The sequence below is a fragment of the Amycolatopsis sp. cmx-4-61 genome (assembly GCF_046548775.1).
Lineage (GTDB): Bacteria > Actinomycetota > Actinomycetes > Mycobacteriales > Pseudonocardiaceae > Amycolatopsis.
The window spans coordinates 18,191-33,431 of the sequence record NZ_JAEBEI010000033.1 but is presented as its reverse complement, the minus strand read 5'-3'; the positions used below and the strand labels follow the sequence as shown (position 1 = coordinate 33,431).

The 15,241-nt window shown below is 69.9% G+C and carries 16 protein-coding genes; 8 read left to right on the top strand and 8 right to left on the bottom strand.

Features of this window, described 5'->3' with window-relative positions:
- Positions 1-255: 255 nt before the first annotated feature.
- The 4 genes from ACLJOU_RS44945 to ACLJOU_RS44930 form a co-directional block, all read right to left on the bottom strand.
- Positions 256-795 (bottom strand): transposase, encoded by a 540-nt coding sequence (locus ACLJOU_RS44945; RefSeq protein WP_410575411.1) that lies wholly within the window; start codon positions 793-795, stop codon positions 256-258.
- Positions 792-1,319: an IS110 family transposase gene (locus ACLJOU_RS44940; protein WP_410575410.1), complete on the bottom strand. Its 528-nt coding sequence runs from the start codon at positions 1,317-1,319 to the stop codon at positions 792-794. The genes ACLJOU_RS44945 and ACLJOU_RS44940 overlap by 4 nt, the downstream gene beginning before the upstream one ends.
- Before the next feature lie 1,689 nt (positions 1,320-3,008).
- On the bottom strand, positions 3,009-3,194 hold the full coding sequence (locus ACLJOU_RS44935) for a hypothetical protein (protein WP_410575409.1): 186 nt from the start codon (positions 3,192-3,194) through the stop codon (positions 3,009-3,011).
- Positions 3,191-4,120, bottom strand: coding sequence for a helix-turn-helix domain-containing protein (locus ACLJOU_RS44930; protein WP_410575408.1), 930 nt, complete (start codon positions 4,118-4,120; stop codon positions 3,191-3,193). The genes ACLJOU_RS44935 and ACLJOU_RS44930 overlap by 4 nt, the downstream gene beginning before the upstream one ends.
- A 130-nt stretch (positions 4,121-4,250) precedes the next feature.
- Between ACLJOU_RS44930 and ACLJOU_RS44925 the strand changes: the two genes are divergently transcribed.
- From ACLJOU_RS44925 to ACLJOU_RS44900, 6 genes are all read left to right on the top strand, one after another.
- Positions 4,251-5,201, top strand: a complete 951-nt coding sequence (locus ACLJOU_RS44925) for an NADP-dependent oxidoreductase (RefSeq protein ID WP_410575407.1) — start codon at positions 4,251-4,253, stop codon at positions 5,199-5,201.
- Positions 5,202-5,808: 607 nt separating this feature from the next.
- Complete coding sequence (locus ACLJOU_RS44920) at positions 5,809-6,474, top strand: DJ-1/PfpI family protein (RefSeq protein WP_410575406.1); 666 nt, start codon at positions 5,809-5,811, stop codon at positions 6,472-6,474.
- Positions 6,474-6,791 carry a hypothetical protein gene (locus tag ACLJOU_RS44915; RefSeq protein ID WP_410575405.1) on the top strand — a complete coding sequence of 106 codons (318 nt, stop codon included), beginning with the start codon at positions 6,474-6,476 and terminating at the stop codon, positions 6,789-6,791. The genes ACLJOU_RS44920 and ACLJOU_RS44915 overlap by 1 nt, the downstream gene beginning before the upstream one ends.
- A 280-nt stretch (positions 6,792-7,071) precedes the next feature.
- Positions 7,072-7,590 carry a hypothetical protein gene (locus tag ACLJOU_RS44910; protein WP_410575404.1) on the top strand — a complete coding sequence of 173 codons (519 nt, stop codon included), beginning with the start codon at positions 7,072-7,074 and terminating at the stop codon, positions 7,588-7,590.
- Positions 7,590-8,330, top strand: a complete 741-nt coding sequence (locus tag ACLJOU_RS44905) for a phosphatase PAP2 family protein (RefSeq protein WP_410575403.1) — start codon at positions 7,590-7,592, stop codon at positions 8,328-8,330. Before ACLJOU_RS44910 ends, ACLJOU_RS44905 begins: the two co-directional genes overlap by 1 nt.
- A gap of 215 nt (positions 8,331-8,545) precedes the next feature.
- Positions 8,546-9,022, top strand: a complete 477-nt coding sequence (locus ACLJOU_RS44900) for an SRPBCC family protein (RefSeq protein ID WP_410575402.1) — start codon at positions 8,546-8,548, stop codon at positions 9,020-9,022.
- Between the two features lie 1,426 nt (positions 9,023-10,448).
- Here the strand turns inward: ACLJOU_RS44900 and ACLJOU_RS44895 are convergent.
- The 4 genes from ACLJOU_RS44895 to ACLJOU_RS44880 are packed head-to-tail and all read right to left on the bottom strand — an operon-like array spanning position 10,449 to position 13,700.
- Complete coding sequence (locus ACLJOU_RS44895; protein WP_410575401.1) at positions 10,449-11,396, bottom strand: amidohydrolase family protein; 948 nt, start codon at positions 11,394-11,396, stop codon at positions 10,449-10,451.
- Positions 11,393-12,436: an amidohydrolase family protein gene (locus ACLJOU_RS44890; RefSeq protein ID WP_410575400.1), complete on the bottom strand. Its 1,044-nt coding sequence runs from the start codon at positions 12,434-12,436 to the stop codon at positions 11,393-11,395. The genes ACLJOU_RS44895 and ACLJOU_RS44890 overlap by 4 nt, the downstream gene beginning before the upstream one ends.
- The gene (locus ACLJOU_RS44885; RefSeq protein ID WP_410575399.1) at positions 12,433-13,014 is read right to left on the bottom strand and encodes a nuclear transport factor 2 family protein; all 582 of its coding nucleotides are present in this window, start codon (positions 13,012-13,014) and stop codon (positions 12,433-12,435) included. Before ACLJOU_RS44885 ends, ACLJOU_RS44890 begins: the two co-directional genes overlap by 4 nt.
- Positions 13,011-13,700 (bottom strand): GntR family transcriptional regulator, encoded by a 690-nt coding sequence (locus tag ACLJOU_RS44880; protein WP_410575398.1) that lies wholly within the window; start codon positions 13,698-13,700, stop codon positions 13,011-13,013. Before ACLJOU_RS44880 ends, ACLJOU_RS44885 begins: the two co-directional genes overlap by 4 nt.
- Positions 13,701-13,863: 163 nt before the next feature.
- Here ACLJOU_RS44880 and ACLJOU_RS44875 point away from each other — a divergent pair, with 163 nt between their 5' ends.
- Together ACLJOU_RS44875 and ACLJOU_RS44870 are read left to right on the top strand one after the other, a co-directional pair.
- Positions 13,864-14,709 (top strand): fumarylacetoacetate hydrolase family protein, encoded by an 846-nt coding sequence (locus tag ACLJOU_RS44875; protein ID WP_410575397.1) that lies wholly within the window; start codon positions 13,864-13,866, stop codon positions 14,707-14,709.
- Positions 14,706-15,239, top strand: coding sequence for a flavin reductase family protein (locus tag ACLJOU_RS44870; protein WP_410575396.1), 534 nt, complete (start codon positions 14,706-14,708; stop codon positions 15,237-15,239). The genes ACLJOU_RS44875 and ACLJOU_RS44870 overlap by 4 nt, the downstream gene beginning before the upstream one ends.
- Positions 15,240-15,241: the final 2 nt, after the last annotated feature.

The window sequence follows — 15,241 nt, the reverse complement described above, 5'->3', positions numbered from 1 at the left end:
GGTAGGCAATGTCGTCATCGCACACCCGTTCACATCCGAATCACCCGCAGAACAGCAACAAGCAAGCCGAGATGACCGTAGCCCCGACGGGACGGCTCCGATTCTTGCACGCGGGGAACCGGGGCGTCCGCCGGATAAACCGGCGAGGCATCCACTCCCACGCCGAGCCCGCAGCCGGGCGAGGCCTACCTCGCCGGTTCACTGGGCGACTCACTCCGAGAGACAGCTCGCCCCTCACGACGCTCCTATGGTGTGTCAAGGCGCGGTGGTGGCTGATGTGGGTGGGTGTTCGAGCTGGCGAAAGAGCTGGCGGGCGATGTAGCGCTTGAGGCAGCGTTTGATGTCTCGGTCGGTTTTGCCTTGGTGGCGGCGGTGGTCGGCGTAGGCGCGGGTGGCGGGGTCGTGTTGGAGCCGGGCCAGGGCGATGACGTGCAGTGCCCGGTTGAGCTGGCGGTTGCCGGAGCGGTTGAGCCGGTAGCGCACGGTCTTGCCGGAACTGGCCGGGATGGGCGCGGCGCCGGCGAGCATGGCGAACGCTGCGTCGGAGGGGCAGCGACCAGGGTGTGACCATGCGGTGAGCACGATGGCAGCGACGATCGGGCCGACGCCGCGTAGGTCGAGCAGGTCGGGCCGCCAGGATCTGACGATTCTGCGGATGGCGTGTTCGTGGTCGGTGGCTTCTGCTTCCAGCGCGCGGATGCGGCGAGCCAGGGCGCGCAGCGTGGACAGCACGGTGAACGTCTCGATGCCGGCGGCTGTGGTGGCGGGACGGACCCGGCAAGCGATCTCGATCATGGTCCGGGTGGTGCGGCCACGAACCGGTCGCGGACCTTCTCCGGTGCGGTGATGACCAGTGCGCGAAGCTGCCGCTGCGCGGTGGTAGCGGCGTCGACGGCGCTGCGCCGCGCGGCCAGTAGTGCCTGCAGCGCCGCGCGTTCGGGGCCGGTCTTCGGGGTGGCGAGTTTTGTGCGGGCCAACGCGTCGCGGGCGGCGCGCTCGGCGTCGATCGCATCGGACTTTGCGCCGGCGCGACGGGCCGGACGGACCGGGCGGTCCAGCTCCACGACCAGCTCGGTGTGTTCGGCGAGGTGACGGGCCAGGCCTGCGCCATAGCCACTGGCGCCCTCGATGGCCCACGCCCGAAGCCCACCGTGGTTTTCGGCCACCGCGAGCAGTTCGGTGTAGCCGTCAGCGTCGGCCGGTACCGTGATCGTGGCCAGCAGTGCGCGGGTGTCGACCGCGACCAGGGCGGCGGTGTGAGTGTCGGCATGGGTGTCGACCCCGATGACGAGTTCGCCCAGTTCTGCCAGCATGGACATGCGTTCTCCTGACCGTGGACGCGGATGGTTCCGGTCCGGTGCGGAGCTGGGCAGGACTGTGACGGGACACGCCAGCGCCTACTGGCGGTCATGCTCCTGATCAGGCCAGCTGCTCCGGCCGGGCCGGTTCCGACAACAGCGGACGGACATGTCGTGTCGAAGGCATCACGCCAGTCAGACCAAGAGCCACGCCCGCTGCTGTCCTCACCAGCCCATCACCACCAGACCGGCTCGACCACTCTCACAGTCAGACCTCGTGATCGGCGACCGTAAGTGAACCCAGCGGACACCCACGTCCGGCGGCCACAGTTTCGCCCGCATGACCCGATAGGCAACGGTCCCGACCGGCCTGCGGCCACGGAAGGGGCCCGGCCATCGAGGGGGAGGGAATGGCCGAGCCCACGCCAGACCCTAAGTCCGGGATCGATGCGAAAACGACGTCGGCTAACCGATTTCGCTCATACGTCGGCACGAATCCAACGCTCGGCGACGCAAGCGTCGCTTTCGCCACATCTACATGCCCGGCGCGCGCTGTGGTCATCGGTTGCGCATCGTTAGATCACCCTATTCAGCTGCCGGGGAAACCCTGGCCCGCGGCCGGACGACTACCTGGTTGTTCGCTGACAGTCGGTCCCGTCGGCCCTCTCTTCTGGAGCCGACAGGACCTCGGCACGGGCATCCCGCAGGCAACCCGACCGTGGTCTACCGTTACCCGCAGAAGGACCGGACAAACGCAGCGCGCAGATCAGAGCATCGGCGGCTGTAGCGGCGCGCTGAACCTGTTCGGGTTCGGCGCGCACGGCTACCAGCAGTTCGATGCCACGACTTCGGGTTTGTACGTCGTGAGTGTCGAGTCCGCCCTGCGCACAGGCCGCCGCTACCAGCAGGCCGTGCCTTGGTCGAGCACCTCACCACGGCGATGCGCCACCGCGGCGTGATCGACAAGCCACTCGAATATCCGTCGGCGGCCGCCCGCATGACCTCCACCTTTAGCGCACGTCCATCGAACGTGAACAGGTGAACCCTCACGGCTTTCGGGCGACTGCACCGGCGATGAGCCGCTGGGCGGAGTTGAGTGGCGTGAGACTCGGCCCATCCGGCCACCAGTTCGCCAGCAACACGATCCCCGGCTCCACCAAGTCCCCGAGGCCCCGGACAGCGCTGCTACGCCAACGCCACCCGGCACAGCAAGACCTACGGCCTGACCTACACCGAAGGGTTCGCGCTTGTCGAGCCCCACCTGTACGCCGCGCACGCCTGGTGCGTCCACCCCGACGGTACCGTGGAAGACCCGACTTGTGGGGCGGCGACGGCCTCGCCTACCTGAACCTGCCGTTCACCGCCGACTACCTGGGCGAGCACGAGGGCCCTGCACGCGGCGCCAGCCGTGCTCAACGACCGGCTCGCGCCAGCACCCCGAGGTCCAGGGCGCCATATTGAACGTAGTCGTCGTACAGCGGCTCAGCAGCACCTGGTCCACGGCCGCCGATACGTCCCGGACCGGAACGCCCATCGGCCGTTTGTAGTCAGCACGAGCGGCTCGACGTCGGATTGCGTCGCTCCTGGTAGGGCTCGGTGACCGCTGCGGTCTACACAATCGGCCGGTGCAGTACTCGCGAAAGCAGGCGCTCTCGAGAACCCGGCCTCGTCCTCCGGCGGACTGGTGGCCACTGAGCTCCGGAGACCTGCTCAGTCGCGGTCCGGCTCCCGCTGTCGTACGGACTTCGTCGTGCGTGGTCGCGCAGAGATGCGGAACACCCGCTGGCGTGAGCCGGGAGCCATCAGCGCCGCGATCTCGTACAGGTCGATCGGCACCCCCGCCTCGTAGATGCAAGCCAGCAGTTCCCGGACGTCACCGAGGACGAGGTCGTTCACGACGTGGGTGCGAAGCCAGTGTCGGTAGCGCACGATCGGGCCGGTGCTGGACTGCTCGATGGTGGTGCGGCTGTACGGGTCTGCGATCCCGCTGGGCGCATGCCAGCCAGCAGCTGAAGTCGTTCGTCGTCCGAGCTGCCCGGTTCAGCGGTGTAGACAATGAGCACGGGGCCAGGCGCACGCTGGATCGGGTAGGCGTCCCAGTCCAGGTTCAGCTCCCCGACCAGCGGGTGATCGACGCGCATCCGGCCGCGTGTGGCGCCCTCGACGTCGTGGCGGGCCCACAGCGTCGCGAACTCCGCGCTACGCACCGCCAGCTCACCCACCAGCTCCACCGCGCGTGGGTGCCCCCGCTCGGCGGCGACCTGGGCCCGCAGCATCGCGGTCAGCTCGGCGACCGTGGCTGCCCGCTCCGGGCACACCTGGCCGGCCTCCGGGTGCAGCAGCAACGCCAGAAGGTTCCGCTCGGCTCGGGGCACCTCGGTGAACGCGCCCAGCAGCGCACCAGCCAGCGGATTCCAGGCCAGCACGTCCAGGAAGCGCCCGACGACCAGCGCGGGCGAGGTCGTCGCGCCCAGCAGCCGCACCGTGGTCGGCGGCACCTCTTCCGGCGGGTACCGGCGTGCGGGGCGGGCCGGGGTGCGCGCGGCGGCCGCGAGGCTGTGCAGGTGCCGGGTCTCCTCGGCAGAGAAGTTCAACGCGCCGGCGATGGCGTCGAGGACCTGGCCGGAAGGCCGCACGTCACGGCCCTGCTCCATGCGCTGGTAGTAGTCCGAGCTCACCCCGGCCAGCAGGGCCAGTTCCTCGCGGCGCAGCCCGGCGACGCGCCGCCGCGGGCCCGGCTCCAGGCCGACGTCCTGCGGCCGCACCCGGGTTCGCCTGGTCCGCAGGAACTCGGCCAGCGCGCGGCGGGGGTCGTCGGTCACCGGCCCAGTATGCCCGCGGTGCGTCCGGTGAGGGTGGGTCCGGCAGACCCAGGACAACGCGAACGACCGTGTTTCTGCGAGCAGGTCCCAGGCTTGGTGGCACACGAGCCGATCACGGGAGAAACACGACATGAAGGCCGCACAGATCACCAGCTTCGGGGCCCCGGACGTCCTTCGGGTCCACGAGACCGACCGCCCCTCCCCCGGCGCCGGCGAGGTCCTGGTGGCGGTTGAGGCGTCCAGCGTGAACGGACACGACACGATCGTGCGGGCCGGCGGACTGAAGATGGTGTCGGGCCGGTCGTTCCCGATCGGGGTCGGCCTGGACTTCGCCGGTGTCATCGTCACCACCGGCTCCGGCGTCGAGGGCTACCGCGCCGGGGACCGGGTGTGGGGCATGGTGCACCCCCGCGGGCGGCACACCGTTGCCGGGGCGGCCGAGTACGTCGTGGTCGCCGCCGACCGCGTCAGCCCGGCTCCGGTGGGTGTCTCGGCGGTCGAGGCGGCGTCCCTGGTCGTCGCGGGCAGCACCGCGCTGATCGCGCTGCGCGACAGTGTCCGGTTGGCCGACGGCGAGCGGGTCCTGGTCCGGGGCGCGGCTGGTGGCGTCGGCACCGCGGCCGTGCAGCTGGCCCACGCGATGGGTGGCCAAGTCACCGCGCTGGCCCGCGACCGCCACGCCGCGGTCCTGCGTGACCTGGGAGCCGACGAGGTCCTCGACTACGGCACCACCACCTCGGACCGGATCGGACCGTTCGACGTCATCGTCGACACGGTCGGCTCCGAGTTGCACTGCTACCGCAGCAGGCTGGCCAAGAGCGGCCGGATGGTCACCGTCGGACTGTCAGCCTCCGCCCTGGCCGCGATCGCGGCGTCGACCGTCCACGGCTCCCGCCGCATTCGCACATTCAGCGCCAACCCCGACTCCGCCGTACTGGACGAACTGGCCGACCACGTCACCTCCGGCGCGCTTCGCCCGGTGGTGCACCGCGTATACCCGCTGGCCGAGATCGCCGCCGCACACGAAGCCTTCGGACGCGGCGGGGTCATCGGAAAACACGTACTGGCCCTCTCCCACTGACGCACCGAACGCGGCTGTCGATTGCCATGATTCAACAATTTCTCGCCAGGTGGTCCTTCCGTGGCCGAAGGCTCCAGCATGGGACAGCGGGCCGGGTGGTCGCGACGGCGGTGATGGCCTGACTGATCGCCGTCCCGGTGTGGACTGTCTCGTTTCGGTGTTCGGCACGCTCGCCGACGCACTTCGACCGGGCACGCTCCAAGTTCGACGCAGAAGACCCGAGCACAAGGTCAAAACGCCGTCGAGAACTTCAGAGCGCAGCGCTCGCCTGGGACACCGGCTCACGTCGTGCTTGGTGTCTATGCGACTTCCACCACACGCGTCCCCGAACAGGACTTGCACAGACTGGCTAACTGTGTAGGTGGTCGCCTGAAAAAACCAGTGTGTGGTCGCCCGCTGCCCCATCGAGCAACCGACATCGACAAGATGAACGCGCCAAATGTGATCACCTCGTCGCGGCAAGACCGAGCAACCCAACCGCGTACCTTCCCCAGCCACCTCGAGATCGGGTGGCGAGAACCAGGTGGTTCCTGTCCCGATAGCCAGTGGTCGACGATGCCGGGAGTGCGCAACATGGCAGGTGATCACCACCGCGAAAGGATTCCCCATGCCCCACCCGCGAGCGCAGTTCGTGCTCTTCGACGGCTTCGACCCGCTCGACGCCGTCGCACCGTACGAGGTCCTCTCCGCCGGGCGCGAGTTCCTGGGCGGCGCCCTCGATCTCGAGTTTGTGTCCGCCGAAGGACCCCGGGACGTCGCCTCCGGCACCCCCGGCATCACGCTCACCGCCACCGCCGCCCTGGACCCGGCCGTCCCCGGCTACGTCGTAGTGCCCGGCGCGTCCGGCCCGGTCGACGGCGACCCGGACGAGGTCGCCACCATCCCCGTGCTGCTCTCCCGGTTCGCGGCCGGCGCCGCGGCCCCATTGCTGCGCGAGTGCCTGGACAACCCCGCCGTCACCGTCGCGACGGTCTGCGGCGGGTCGCTCGCGCTGGCCATGGCCGGGCTGCTGGAAGGCCGCACGGCCACCACGCACGTCCTCGGCGTCGAGCTGCTGGCGGCGGCCGAGGTCACCGCCGTCCGCGCCCGCGTCGTCGACGACGGCGACCTCGTCACGGCCGGCGGCGTCACCTCCGGCCTCGACCTCGGGCTCTACCTGCTCGAACGCGACTTCGGGCCGCGGATCGCGCACGCCGTCGAAGAGCTTTTCGAGTACGAACGCCGGGGCACCACCTGGAAGAACAGCGGGCTCGCCGTGACGGGAGCCGCGTGATGGCCGGCATCACCGGAACCTGGCACCTGCGCATGAAGACACCGATCGGGACCATCGACGCCGACTACCGGTTTACGGAGACCGACGACGGCGTCGCCGGCACCGCCGTCGGAGCGGGCAAGGAGACCACGCTGGAGAACGTCATCCGCACCACGACAGCGGACAGCGAGCGCCTCACCTGGCGGCAGCGGATCACCAAGTCGATACGGCTGAACCTCGAGTACGACGTCACCGTCACCGGCGACACCCTCGCCGGCCACTCCCGCGCGGGACGCCTCCCCCGCACCTCCGTCACCGGGGAACGGACGGGCGCGTGAAGCGTTCCCGCGTCCGTCCACGTCCTGGCCACGATCCTCGCCATCGGGCCCATCACGGTCGCCGAAGGCACGTGCACGCCCGCGACCCGCGTCGCGCACCCTGGCGCCGGACGACGCGCCCCTGCACGCCGCTCCCGGCGTGCACCGTGACCCCTGACTGATCGCGTACGCGCTCGCCCAGACCACCGGGCCCCCGCACAGCCCCACCCGCGACATGCTGGCCCAGGCTGGGCGACACGCCGGCCCAAGCGGCCGACCGCAGGCCGCCGTCGCGACACTCGTGGCCATCGCGTTCTACCTGGCCCTACCCGAACAACTGCTGGTCGCTCCCCGCTTCGTGGTGCCTGCGCTGGAGTTCGTGCTGCTGGTGCCGCTGATCGCGATCAACCCGCGGCGCGTCACGCGCCAGACCCGGTTCTCCCGGATCCTGTCACTGACGCTGGTCGCGGTCATCGGGGTCACCAACCTCGGTGCGCTGGCGCTGCTTATCCACGACCTGTTCGCCGGCGCGGCCGACAGCGGTTCGGCCCTGCTGCTGGGTGCGCTGCAGGTATGGCTGACCAACGTGATCGCCTTTGCCTGGCCTACTGGGAGCTGGACCGGGGCGGCCCGGTCACGCGCACTCAGTCCGCCCAGGCCGACCTGCCGCTGGCCGATTTCCGGTTTTCCCAGTACCAGAACGACGACGCTGTCGAGGAGGTCGCGGAGGGTTCCGGCGTTAAGGCCGACGGGGTGCCGACCCTGCTGGCTCGTGCGCGCGCCAGCACCCACGGCCCGGCATGCGGTTAACCTGGGGTGATGGCTGGTGCGATGGTGATGCTGGTGGCGTTGATCGCGGTGATGGTGCTGGCCCGCGCCGGCCGGGTCAGCCCGCCGGTGGCGTTCGGGGTGGCCGCGGTGTTCGTTCTGGGTGCTGTGGTGGCCGAGCTGACCGACAATGTCGTGGATCACGACGGGCTCACGCGTGCCGATCCCGCCGAGCTGGATTGGGTGATCGCTCACCGCAACGGGATGCTGACACCGTTGGCGATCGGCATTAGCGACGCCGGGGACACGGCGTCGATGGCGGGGCTAGCGCTGGTGGTGTGCGCGGTACTGGCCTGGCGGCGCCGATGGGCGCCGATGGTGCTGGTCGCGGTCGCGACCGCGGGTGCCGGTGCCATGGTCATCGGGCTCAAAACACTCATCGGGCGGGTGCGCCCGCCGGTGGCCGACCATCTGGTGGTCGAGACCAACCAGTCTTTTCCCTCCGGGCACAGTCTGGGTTCGACGGTGGTGCTAGGCGTCGTCGCGGCCGTGGTGGTCGTGCACGCCCGGCGCCGCGCGCTGCGAATAGCCGCGGTCGTGCTGGCCGCGTTGGCAGTGGCCGCGGTCGGGGTGTCGCGTCTCTACCTCGGTGTGCACTGGCCCACCGACGTCCTGGGCGGCTGGTCCATCGGTGTGCTGTGGCTGTGCGCCTGCCTGACCGCCTATACCCGGTGGCGCCATCCCGCTCCGAGCCCGCCGGCCGGCCACGCGAGTCCCGCTTCTGCTTGCTGATCCGAAAGGACGAGGGCAGCGAACACCAGACAACCGGACACGGCTTCCCTGCGGTGACTATTGCGGACACCACAAATATGCGCCGGGCTCCCAGTAGCCGCACGGATTGCATCGATTGAGGATCGGTTTGCATTCACTGTAGCTGGGTAGCCGCCTCACAGGCCGTGCGCGACCGGTGCGGCACCTGTTGACCTATGAGGGAGTTGTTCGCCGCGATGAGCACGATCACCAAATCGGTCGACGTCGAAGCCGACGTCACCAGCGTCTACAACCAGTGGACGCAGTTCGCCGAGTTCCCGCGTTTCATGGACGGGGTCGAGCGGATCGACCAGCTCGATGACACCCACACCCACTGGCGGATCAATGTCGCCGGGGTGCAGCGGGAGTTCGACGCGACCATCACCGAGCAGCACCCCGACGAACGCGTCGCCTGGGCCTCCACCGGTGACGGTCCCGCTCACGCCGGGGTGGTCACGGTGCACCGCCTCGACGACACCCACACCCGGGTGACGGTGCAGATGGACATCGACCCGGAGGGGTTCGTGGAGAATGTCGTGGACAAGCTGGGCATCCTCGACCGGCGTGTGCAGGGCGACCTGGACCGGTTCAAGACGTTCATCGAGCACCGCGACGGCCAGACAACGGGGCAGTGGCGCGGCGACGTCGACCGGGCCGCACAGCACACGAAGTAGCGAGCGGGGGGCTGCGGTCCCCACGGCAAGACGGCGGTGCGGCTCTGCCAAGGAGACACACCGCGGTGAGGCGGCCGGCTTCCCCAGGCGAAGGCCAGTCCCGGGGTGAGCCGGCCGCTGCGCAATGTCCGCTGGCAACGTCATCGTAACGATAGTGCAGCGTTAGAATTTCCGGCGATTCCTCGGCTTGGCCTGTCGGTGAACGGCCTCGCCACGCTAGCGTGGTCGCGTGCGGGAGGCTTCCCGGACCTCGATGTCTCTGCGCTCACGACGAATGCCTGCGCACCACGCCGACTCGCCTCACGGGTGTTGTCCGCCGGCGATGCGGCCGCGAAGTCCCTCCTGCACGCTGCGCAGGCCTGTTCTCCAGCTTCCGTGTCGTCCGCCTACCTAGCGGAAATCGCGACCATGTCCCAGCCCTTGCCCCACTTCACCAGTCAGGCACTCGCCGCGGTCCAGAGACCTCGGCCGCCAGCTGGCCCTGCCCCCATGGCTTGGACGCCGGGGCCAAAGGTCAGTAGGCGGAGCGCGCCAGCGAGATCCTGGAAGCCGGTTGAGCCCAGCTGCTCCAGGTCTGCTGCCACGTCGATCCCCCTCGCTTTCTCTGCTCACGCCGCTGTACACAGCTCATCCGGGCTACAACCGCAACGACGAGCGGACACCACGACCAACATGATCGGCCACGGACAGCAGGTGACCAGGTAGGACACGCGCTACGCACGTCGGCCCGCCCATCACTGCAGACAGCCTCGAAGGGGTGCGGCATCGCGATTCGCGACGGTCACCACGCCAGACACGCACCCGCGATCGCAGCCACTGAGCCATTCGAGTGGTCGGTGGCCAGCGCCGGAACGAGCCCATTGTGAGAAGCGATCACTAGCCGTGGCGTACCCGTAGATTCGTGCGCTCTCACGTTGGGAGGTGTCGTGGGTCGGATCGTCGACGTGCACGGTATCGGACAGCAGATCGCCGGGGAGCAGACGCTGCTGCGTGACTGGGTGCCCGCATTGCTGTGCTGATCCGGACTGCCTAAACAGGTCTCGGTTCCCTCGCTCAGTGACGGTGCCGTTTGCTGCTCCGGTCGTCAACGGAGGGCGGCGACGGTCTGTCCGAATTAATCGGCTGGCCACCGCGAACTCGGTGGCCAGCCGGTCGTCCCGGCGAGTCAATCCCAGCGGGACGCCGCCCGGCCCCGGGCGACCGAGTCCGACGCGGTCGGTCTACCGTGTAGACGGATGTCCGCCTCGCCGCTCGAGGCAGGTCAATCAAGCCCGCCCGCTCTCGAGCGATCGCCGACGTGAACGGCCGTCCATCGTCGCGTCACGGGCCTCCGATCATGCCGACGCTGGACCGGTGGCTGAGGGGTACGGGGCCCATGACCGCAGCCATAGGCCCCATATGGCGGTGGGACCGGCGTCTGCCGAGGTCAGTCCGCGAGGCGCGGGAACAGCTGCGCGCAGTTGCGGGTGGTCAGCTCGCGCCAGGTGGTTCCGTCGGGCTGCGGCGCCGCGTCGATGGTCGCCAGCTGAGCGCCGACGGCGGCCGGTGGGGTCCAGCAGTAGTCGCTGCCGTAGAGCAGCCGCTCGGTGCCGAAGGCCCGCTCGAACGCGGGGACCTGGTGCGGGAACGGTGTACCGGCGAGATCGAACCACAGCTCCCGGATTTGTGCGGGTGCCGAGGGACCGTCGGAGCCGCCGCCGAGCGCGGTGCGGAACAGCTCGAACCGCCCGGCCAGCAGCGGCAGCACGCCACCGCCGTGGGTGAAGATCCACCGCATGCCGGGGTACCGCCGCAGGACGCCCGCGAAGATCAAGTCGCTGACCGCGCGGCCGGTATCGTAAAGAAACTCCAGCATCGGCCGCGGCCGTCCGAGCGCGATCTCCTCCGCGTGCGGAGGCGAGGTCGGGTGGACGAACACCGGCGTCCGGCGGTGTTCCAGCTCCGTCCATAGTGGAGCAAACGCCGGGTCGCCGAGGTAGCGGCCGCCGGCGTTGGTGTCGATCGTGACGCCGTCGCAGCCCAGTTCGTCCACGGCGTAGGTGAGTTCGGCAAGGGCGCCGTCCACGTCGGGCAGCGGCAGGGATGCGAAGTGCCCGAACCGGTCCGGGTAGGCCCGGCGCACCTCGGCGCCGGTGTCGTTGACGTGCCGCGCCAGCTTGCGCGCGGCCGCGTCATCCCCAAAGTGGACACCCGGTGAGGAAATCGACAGCATCGAGACCGCGATGCTCCAGCGGTCCATCAGCTCCAGGTGCGCCGCGGCGTCCCAGGTCGGCCAGCCGGGCATGCCGTCCGGATGGCCGTGCCCGGCGGCGATCGCCGCTTCGACGTATTCCGGGGTGAGGAAGTGCGCGTGGACGTCGACGAGCCCGCTCACGCGATCACCTGGCCGGCTGCCCAGGCACGCTGGATCTTGGTGGTCGCTGAGATGTCGCGGGTTGGGTCGCCCTCGACGAGGAGCAGGTCCGCCCGCAGTCCGTCCCGCACAGCTCCGCGGTCGGGGAGCCCGAAGTGGCGCGCGGGCAGTTCAGTCGCCGCTCGCAACGCGTCCGCTGTGGATAATCCCGCGCTCACCAGCAGCTCGAGCTCGTGGTGCAGGCTCGCGCCCTGCACGACGGGGAAGGGCAGCATCGGCGCGGAGAAGGCGTCAGTGCCGGCGAGGATCGGCACCCCGGCCGCGTACAGGGCTGCGACGGAGTCGCGGCTGAAGGTGTATCCGTCCGCGCCAAGCTTGGTCGTCACGGCTTCCATCATCGCCAGCGTGGGCACCGCGACCTGCCCCTGCTCAACCATCCGGGCGGTGGCAGCCGCGTCGAGGACGCCGTCGCGCGGGACGTGGGTGATGACGTCGGCGCCGCCCTGGATCGCGCGCTGGTAGGCGTCGACGGAGGAGGCGTGGGCGACGGTGAGCTTGCCGTGCGCCTTGCCCTCGGCGATCACGGCGTCGATCGTCGGCTGATCAAGCAGGTCGCCTTCGATGACGACTTTGATGTAGTCGGAGCCTTCGGCCACCCGGCGGGCGACGAACCCGGCGGCCTGCCCGGAGGTGGTGAGGATCGCCTCCTCGGGCATGCCGGGCATTTTCGCGTGGTTGCCGCCGGGGCCAATGGCGGGCAGACCGGCGCTGCGGATGTCGGGGACCCGTCCGCGGAAGGAGTCGACGCGTTCGCGGGGCCAGCACGCCATGTCCAGCGCAGTCGTAACCCCGAAGGCAGCCAGGGCATGCAGGTCGTCCGAGGTGAGCAGGTGGACGTGGGCGTCGAACAGGCCTGGCAGCAAGGTGGCGCCGGCGCAGTCGAGAACCTCGGCGCCGGCCGGGTCGCTGCCAATCAGCGAGCCGTCGATGACGACGGTGGTGGGTTCGGTGAGGCCGGTGCCGTCGAAGACGAGGACGCCGGTCAGGGCGGTCTTGGTCATGAGTCCTTCCCGGGAAGCCAGGAGTAGAGCGAGTCATACAGCTCGGCGACCTCGTCGGGCCGGTCGTCGCCGTAGAGATCGTCGGGAATCGGGTACCCGCGGCAGTTGAGCACATACGCGAGGAACCGGTAGGACGGGCGAAGTCCCTCGATCGGGGCCAGCGGCACCGTCGTTCCGGGTATCACCGGCGCGAGGACGTCCCGCTCATAGACCGGGTCGAGGGACGTGATCAACCATCGTCCCCCGCGGACTTCGGTGCGATAGAGCAACCGGGTGTAGGAGGTCAGGTCGACGTCGACGTCGTCGAGCGCGGTCCGGACCTCGATGGCCGCGGGTACCTCGACCACGGCTCGGGCGCCGTCGAGGTCCACGATCGGGGGGCCGAGCCGATGCCGGGCGACGTCACCGCGGCCGGCCTGCTCCCGGGATCGGGCGACGAACTCCTCGGCGCTGCCGCGGAACCAGCTCAGCCGCACAACCGCGTCCGGCGCGTAGCACGCCTGCATCCGATCCCACCAGCCCCGGTCGCGGCCCTGCCGTTCGCGCAGCACCAGCTCGGCGACCTCGGCGGCGCTCACGAGGCCGGCTCGGCGGTGAAGCTGGACTCCATCACGATCTCCCGGGTGCGGCTGACGTGCGCCTCGAACCGGGCGGCGGCCAAGTCGGCGTCGTGCGCCAGCGCCGCGTCCACCAGACCCTGGTGCTCGCCAGCGACGTCGCGGTGGCGTTCCTCCCCGCCCGGGCCGGACCAGGCACGGTAGAGCTCCGCCGCGTCGGACAGCCGGGTGCAGATGTCCAGCAGCACGACGTTGCCGCACGCCTTGATCAGCGTGTGGTGGAACTCCAGGTGCGCACGGGCCCACTCCTCGTTGCGCCGCACCGGCGGCCCGGGAAGGGTCATCGGCTGCCCGGCGAGGCGGTGGTGCGCGGCCAGCACCTCCGACTCCCAGGTGACGCCGCCGCGCTCCACCGACAACCGCAGCGCCGAACCTTCGTTGACCATCCGGGCCTCGGTCAGGTCGGTCAGTGCCTGCATGGACAGGGGTGTGACCCGGAACCCGCGATTGCGGTCGACCTGCACGAGGTCCTTGGCTGCCAGCAATCCCAGCGCTTCGCGCACCACGCTGAGACTGACGCCGAACTCGGCGCTCAGCTCGGCCGGCTTGAGCCGCAGGCCCGGCGCCAATTCCCCGTTGAGAATCGCCGACCGCAAGCCGGTGTACACCGACACGGCCAGACTCTCGCCACCCGCTCTCTTCGCCATACCGGCACCATAACACACTGTTCACTCAATAATCGATTCTTATCTTGACAACCGCATACAGCACGCAGAGTATGAGGACAACACCCCGTCTTGCCGCCAGCCCGTCCCGGCACTTCCGCCGAGCGACACAGGGCGCCGGGATCTTCGATCGAAAGGCATCGCGATGCGGATCGCCAACCTCGCTGGCCGCCTCGTCCTCCTGACCGGGGACGGCGCCGTCGACGTCGAGCGCGCCGGCGGGCAGCGCTTCTCCGCCGACCCTCACGCGGTATACGCGCGCTGGGAGGAGTTCGCCGCCTGGGCCGCCGAGACCGGGCCCGCCGGCGCCGAGACCTTCGACGAGGCGGACCTGCAAGCGCCGTCGCCCACACCGGCCCAGGTGTTCGGCGTCGGGCTGAACTACCGCGACCACGCGGCCGAAGCCGGGCTCGGCCTGCCGGACTCCCCCTCCGTGTTCACCAAGTTCCCCAGCTGCCTGACCGGCCCGTCCGGCGCCATCGCACTGACTGGGCCCACTGTGGACTGGGAGGTCGAGCTGGTCGCCGTGATCGGCCGCGAGGCGCGGAATGTGCCTGCCGAGAGCGGCTGGGATCACGTCGCCGGGCTCACGGTCGGCCAGGACCTCTCCGATCGGACGGTGCAGCTGGCCGGCCCGGCCCCGCAGTTCAGCCTCGGCAAGTCCGCACCCGGCTTCGGGCCCACCGGCCCCTGGCTGGTCACGCCCGACGAGTTCGCCGACCGCGACAACCTCGAACTCCAGTGCGCGGTCAACGGTGAATCCGTGCAGAAGGGCCGCACCAGCGACCTCATCTTCTCCGTGCCCGAACTCGTCGCCCGATTGTCGGCCATCCTGCCGCTGCTGCCCGGCGACCTCATCTTCACCGGCACCCCGGCCGGTGTCGGCGGTGCCCGGAACCCGCAACGGTTCCTGGCCGCCGGGGACGAGCTGGTCACCACGATCGAGGGCATCGGCACAATGCGCCATTGGTTCACGGAGGAGCTGTCATGACGACGGTGGATGCGAACCGGTTCCGTGCGGTGATGGCCGCGGTGTGCGCACCGGTCACGGTCGTCACCACCAGCGACGCCATCGGTATCCCGCACGGCGCGACGGTCAGCTCGTTCACCTCACTCTCGCTCGACCCGCCGCTGGTCAGCGTCGCCTTCGACCGGCGCTCGGCGCTGCTGGCGCAGGTGCTCGACGCGGGCCGGTTCGGGGTGAACCTGCTCGGCCAGGGCCAGGACGACCTCGCTGTCCGGTTCGCCACCCGCGGCGCCGACCGCTTCGGTCCCGAGACGGCGTGGTTCACCGACCACGGGCTGCCCCGGTTGCGCGACGCCGCCGGCTGGGTCGCCTGCAACCTCGACCGCGTCGTCGAAGCCGGCGACCACCTCCTGCTGCTCGGCCTGGTCACCGACCTCGGCCGCGCCGACCTGCCGCCGCTGGTCTACGCCCACCGCACCTTCGGCACCCACTCTCGCTTCGCCGAGCGGCCGCGTCCGCTCATCATCGACCACATCGCCGCCTGCGCCCGCTAACT

Excerpts from the sequence above, each read along its gene's own strand:
- ACLJOU_RS44945 (WP_410575411.1), bottom strand. The coding sequence starts at position 795 with ATGATCGAGATCGCTTGCCGGGTCCGTCCCGCCACCACAGCCGCCGGC.
- ACLJOU_RS44940 (WP_410575410.1), bottom strand. The coding sequence starts at position 1,319 with ATGTCCATGCTGGCAGAACTGGGCGAACTCGTCATCGGGGTCGACACC.
- ACLJOU_RS44925 (WP_410575407.1), top strand. The coding sequence starts at position 4,251 with ATGAAGGCCGCACAGATCACCAGCTTCGGGGCCCCGGACGTCCTTCGG.
- ACLJOU_RS44920 (WP_410575406.1), top strand. The coding sequence starts at position 5,809 with ATGCCCCACCCGCGAGCGCAGTTCGTGCTCTTCGACGGCTTCGACCCG.
- ACLJOU_RS44915 (WP_410575405.1), top strand. The coding sequence starts at position 6,474 with ATGGCCGGCATCACCGGAACCTGGCACCTGCGCATGAAGACACCGATC.
- ACLJOU_RS44905 (WP_410575403.1), top strand. The coding sequence starts at position 7,590 with ATGGCTGGTGCGATGGTGATGCTGGTGGCGTTGATCGCGGTGATGGTG.
- ACLJOU_RS44900 (WP_410575402.1), top strand. The coding sequence starts at position 8,546 with ATGAGCACGATCACCAAATCGGTCGACGTCGAAGCCGACGTCACCAGC.
- ACLJOU_RS44890 (WP_410575400.1), bottom strand. The coding sequence starts at position 12,436 with ATGACCAAGACCGCCCTGACCGGCGTCCTCGTCTTCGACGGCACCGGC.
- ACLJOU_RS44880 (WP_410575398.1), bottom strand. The coding sequence starts at position 13,700 with ATGGCGAAGAGAGCGGGTGGCGAGAGTCTGGCCGTGTCGGTGTACACC.
- ACLJOU_RS44875 (WP_410575397.1), top strand. The coding sequence starts at position 13,864 with ATGCGGATCGCCAACCTCGCTGGCCGCCTCGTCCTCCTGACCGGGGAC.
- ACLJOU_RS44870 (WP_410575396.1), top strand. The coding sequence starts at position 14,706 with ATGACGACGGTGGATGCGAACCGGTTCCGTGCGGTGATGGCCGCGGTG.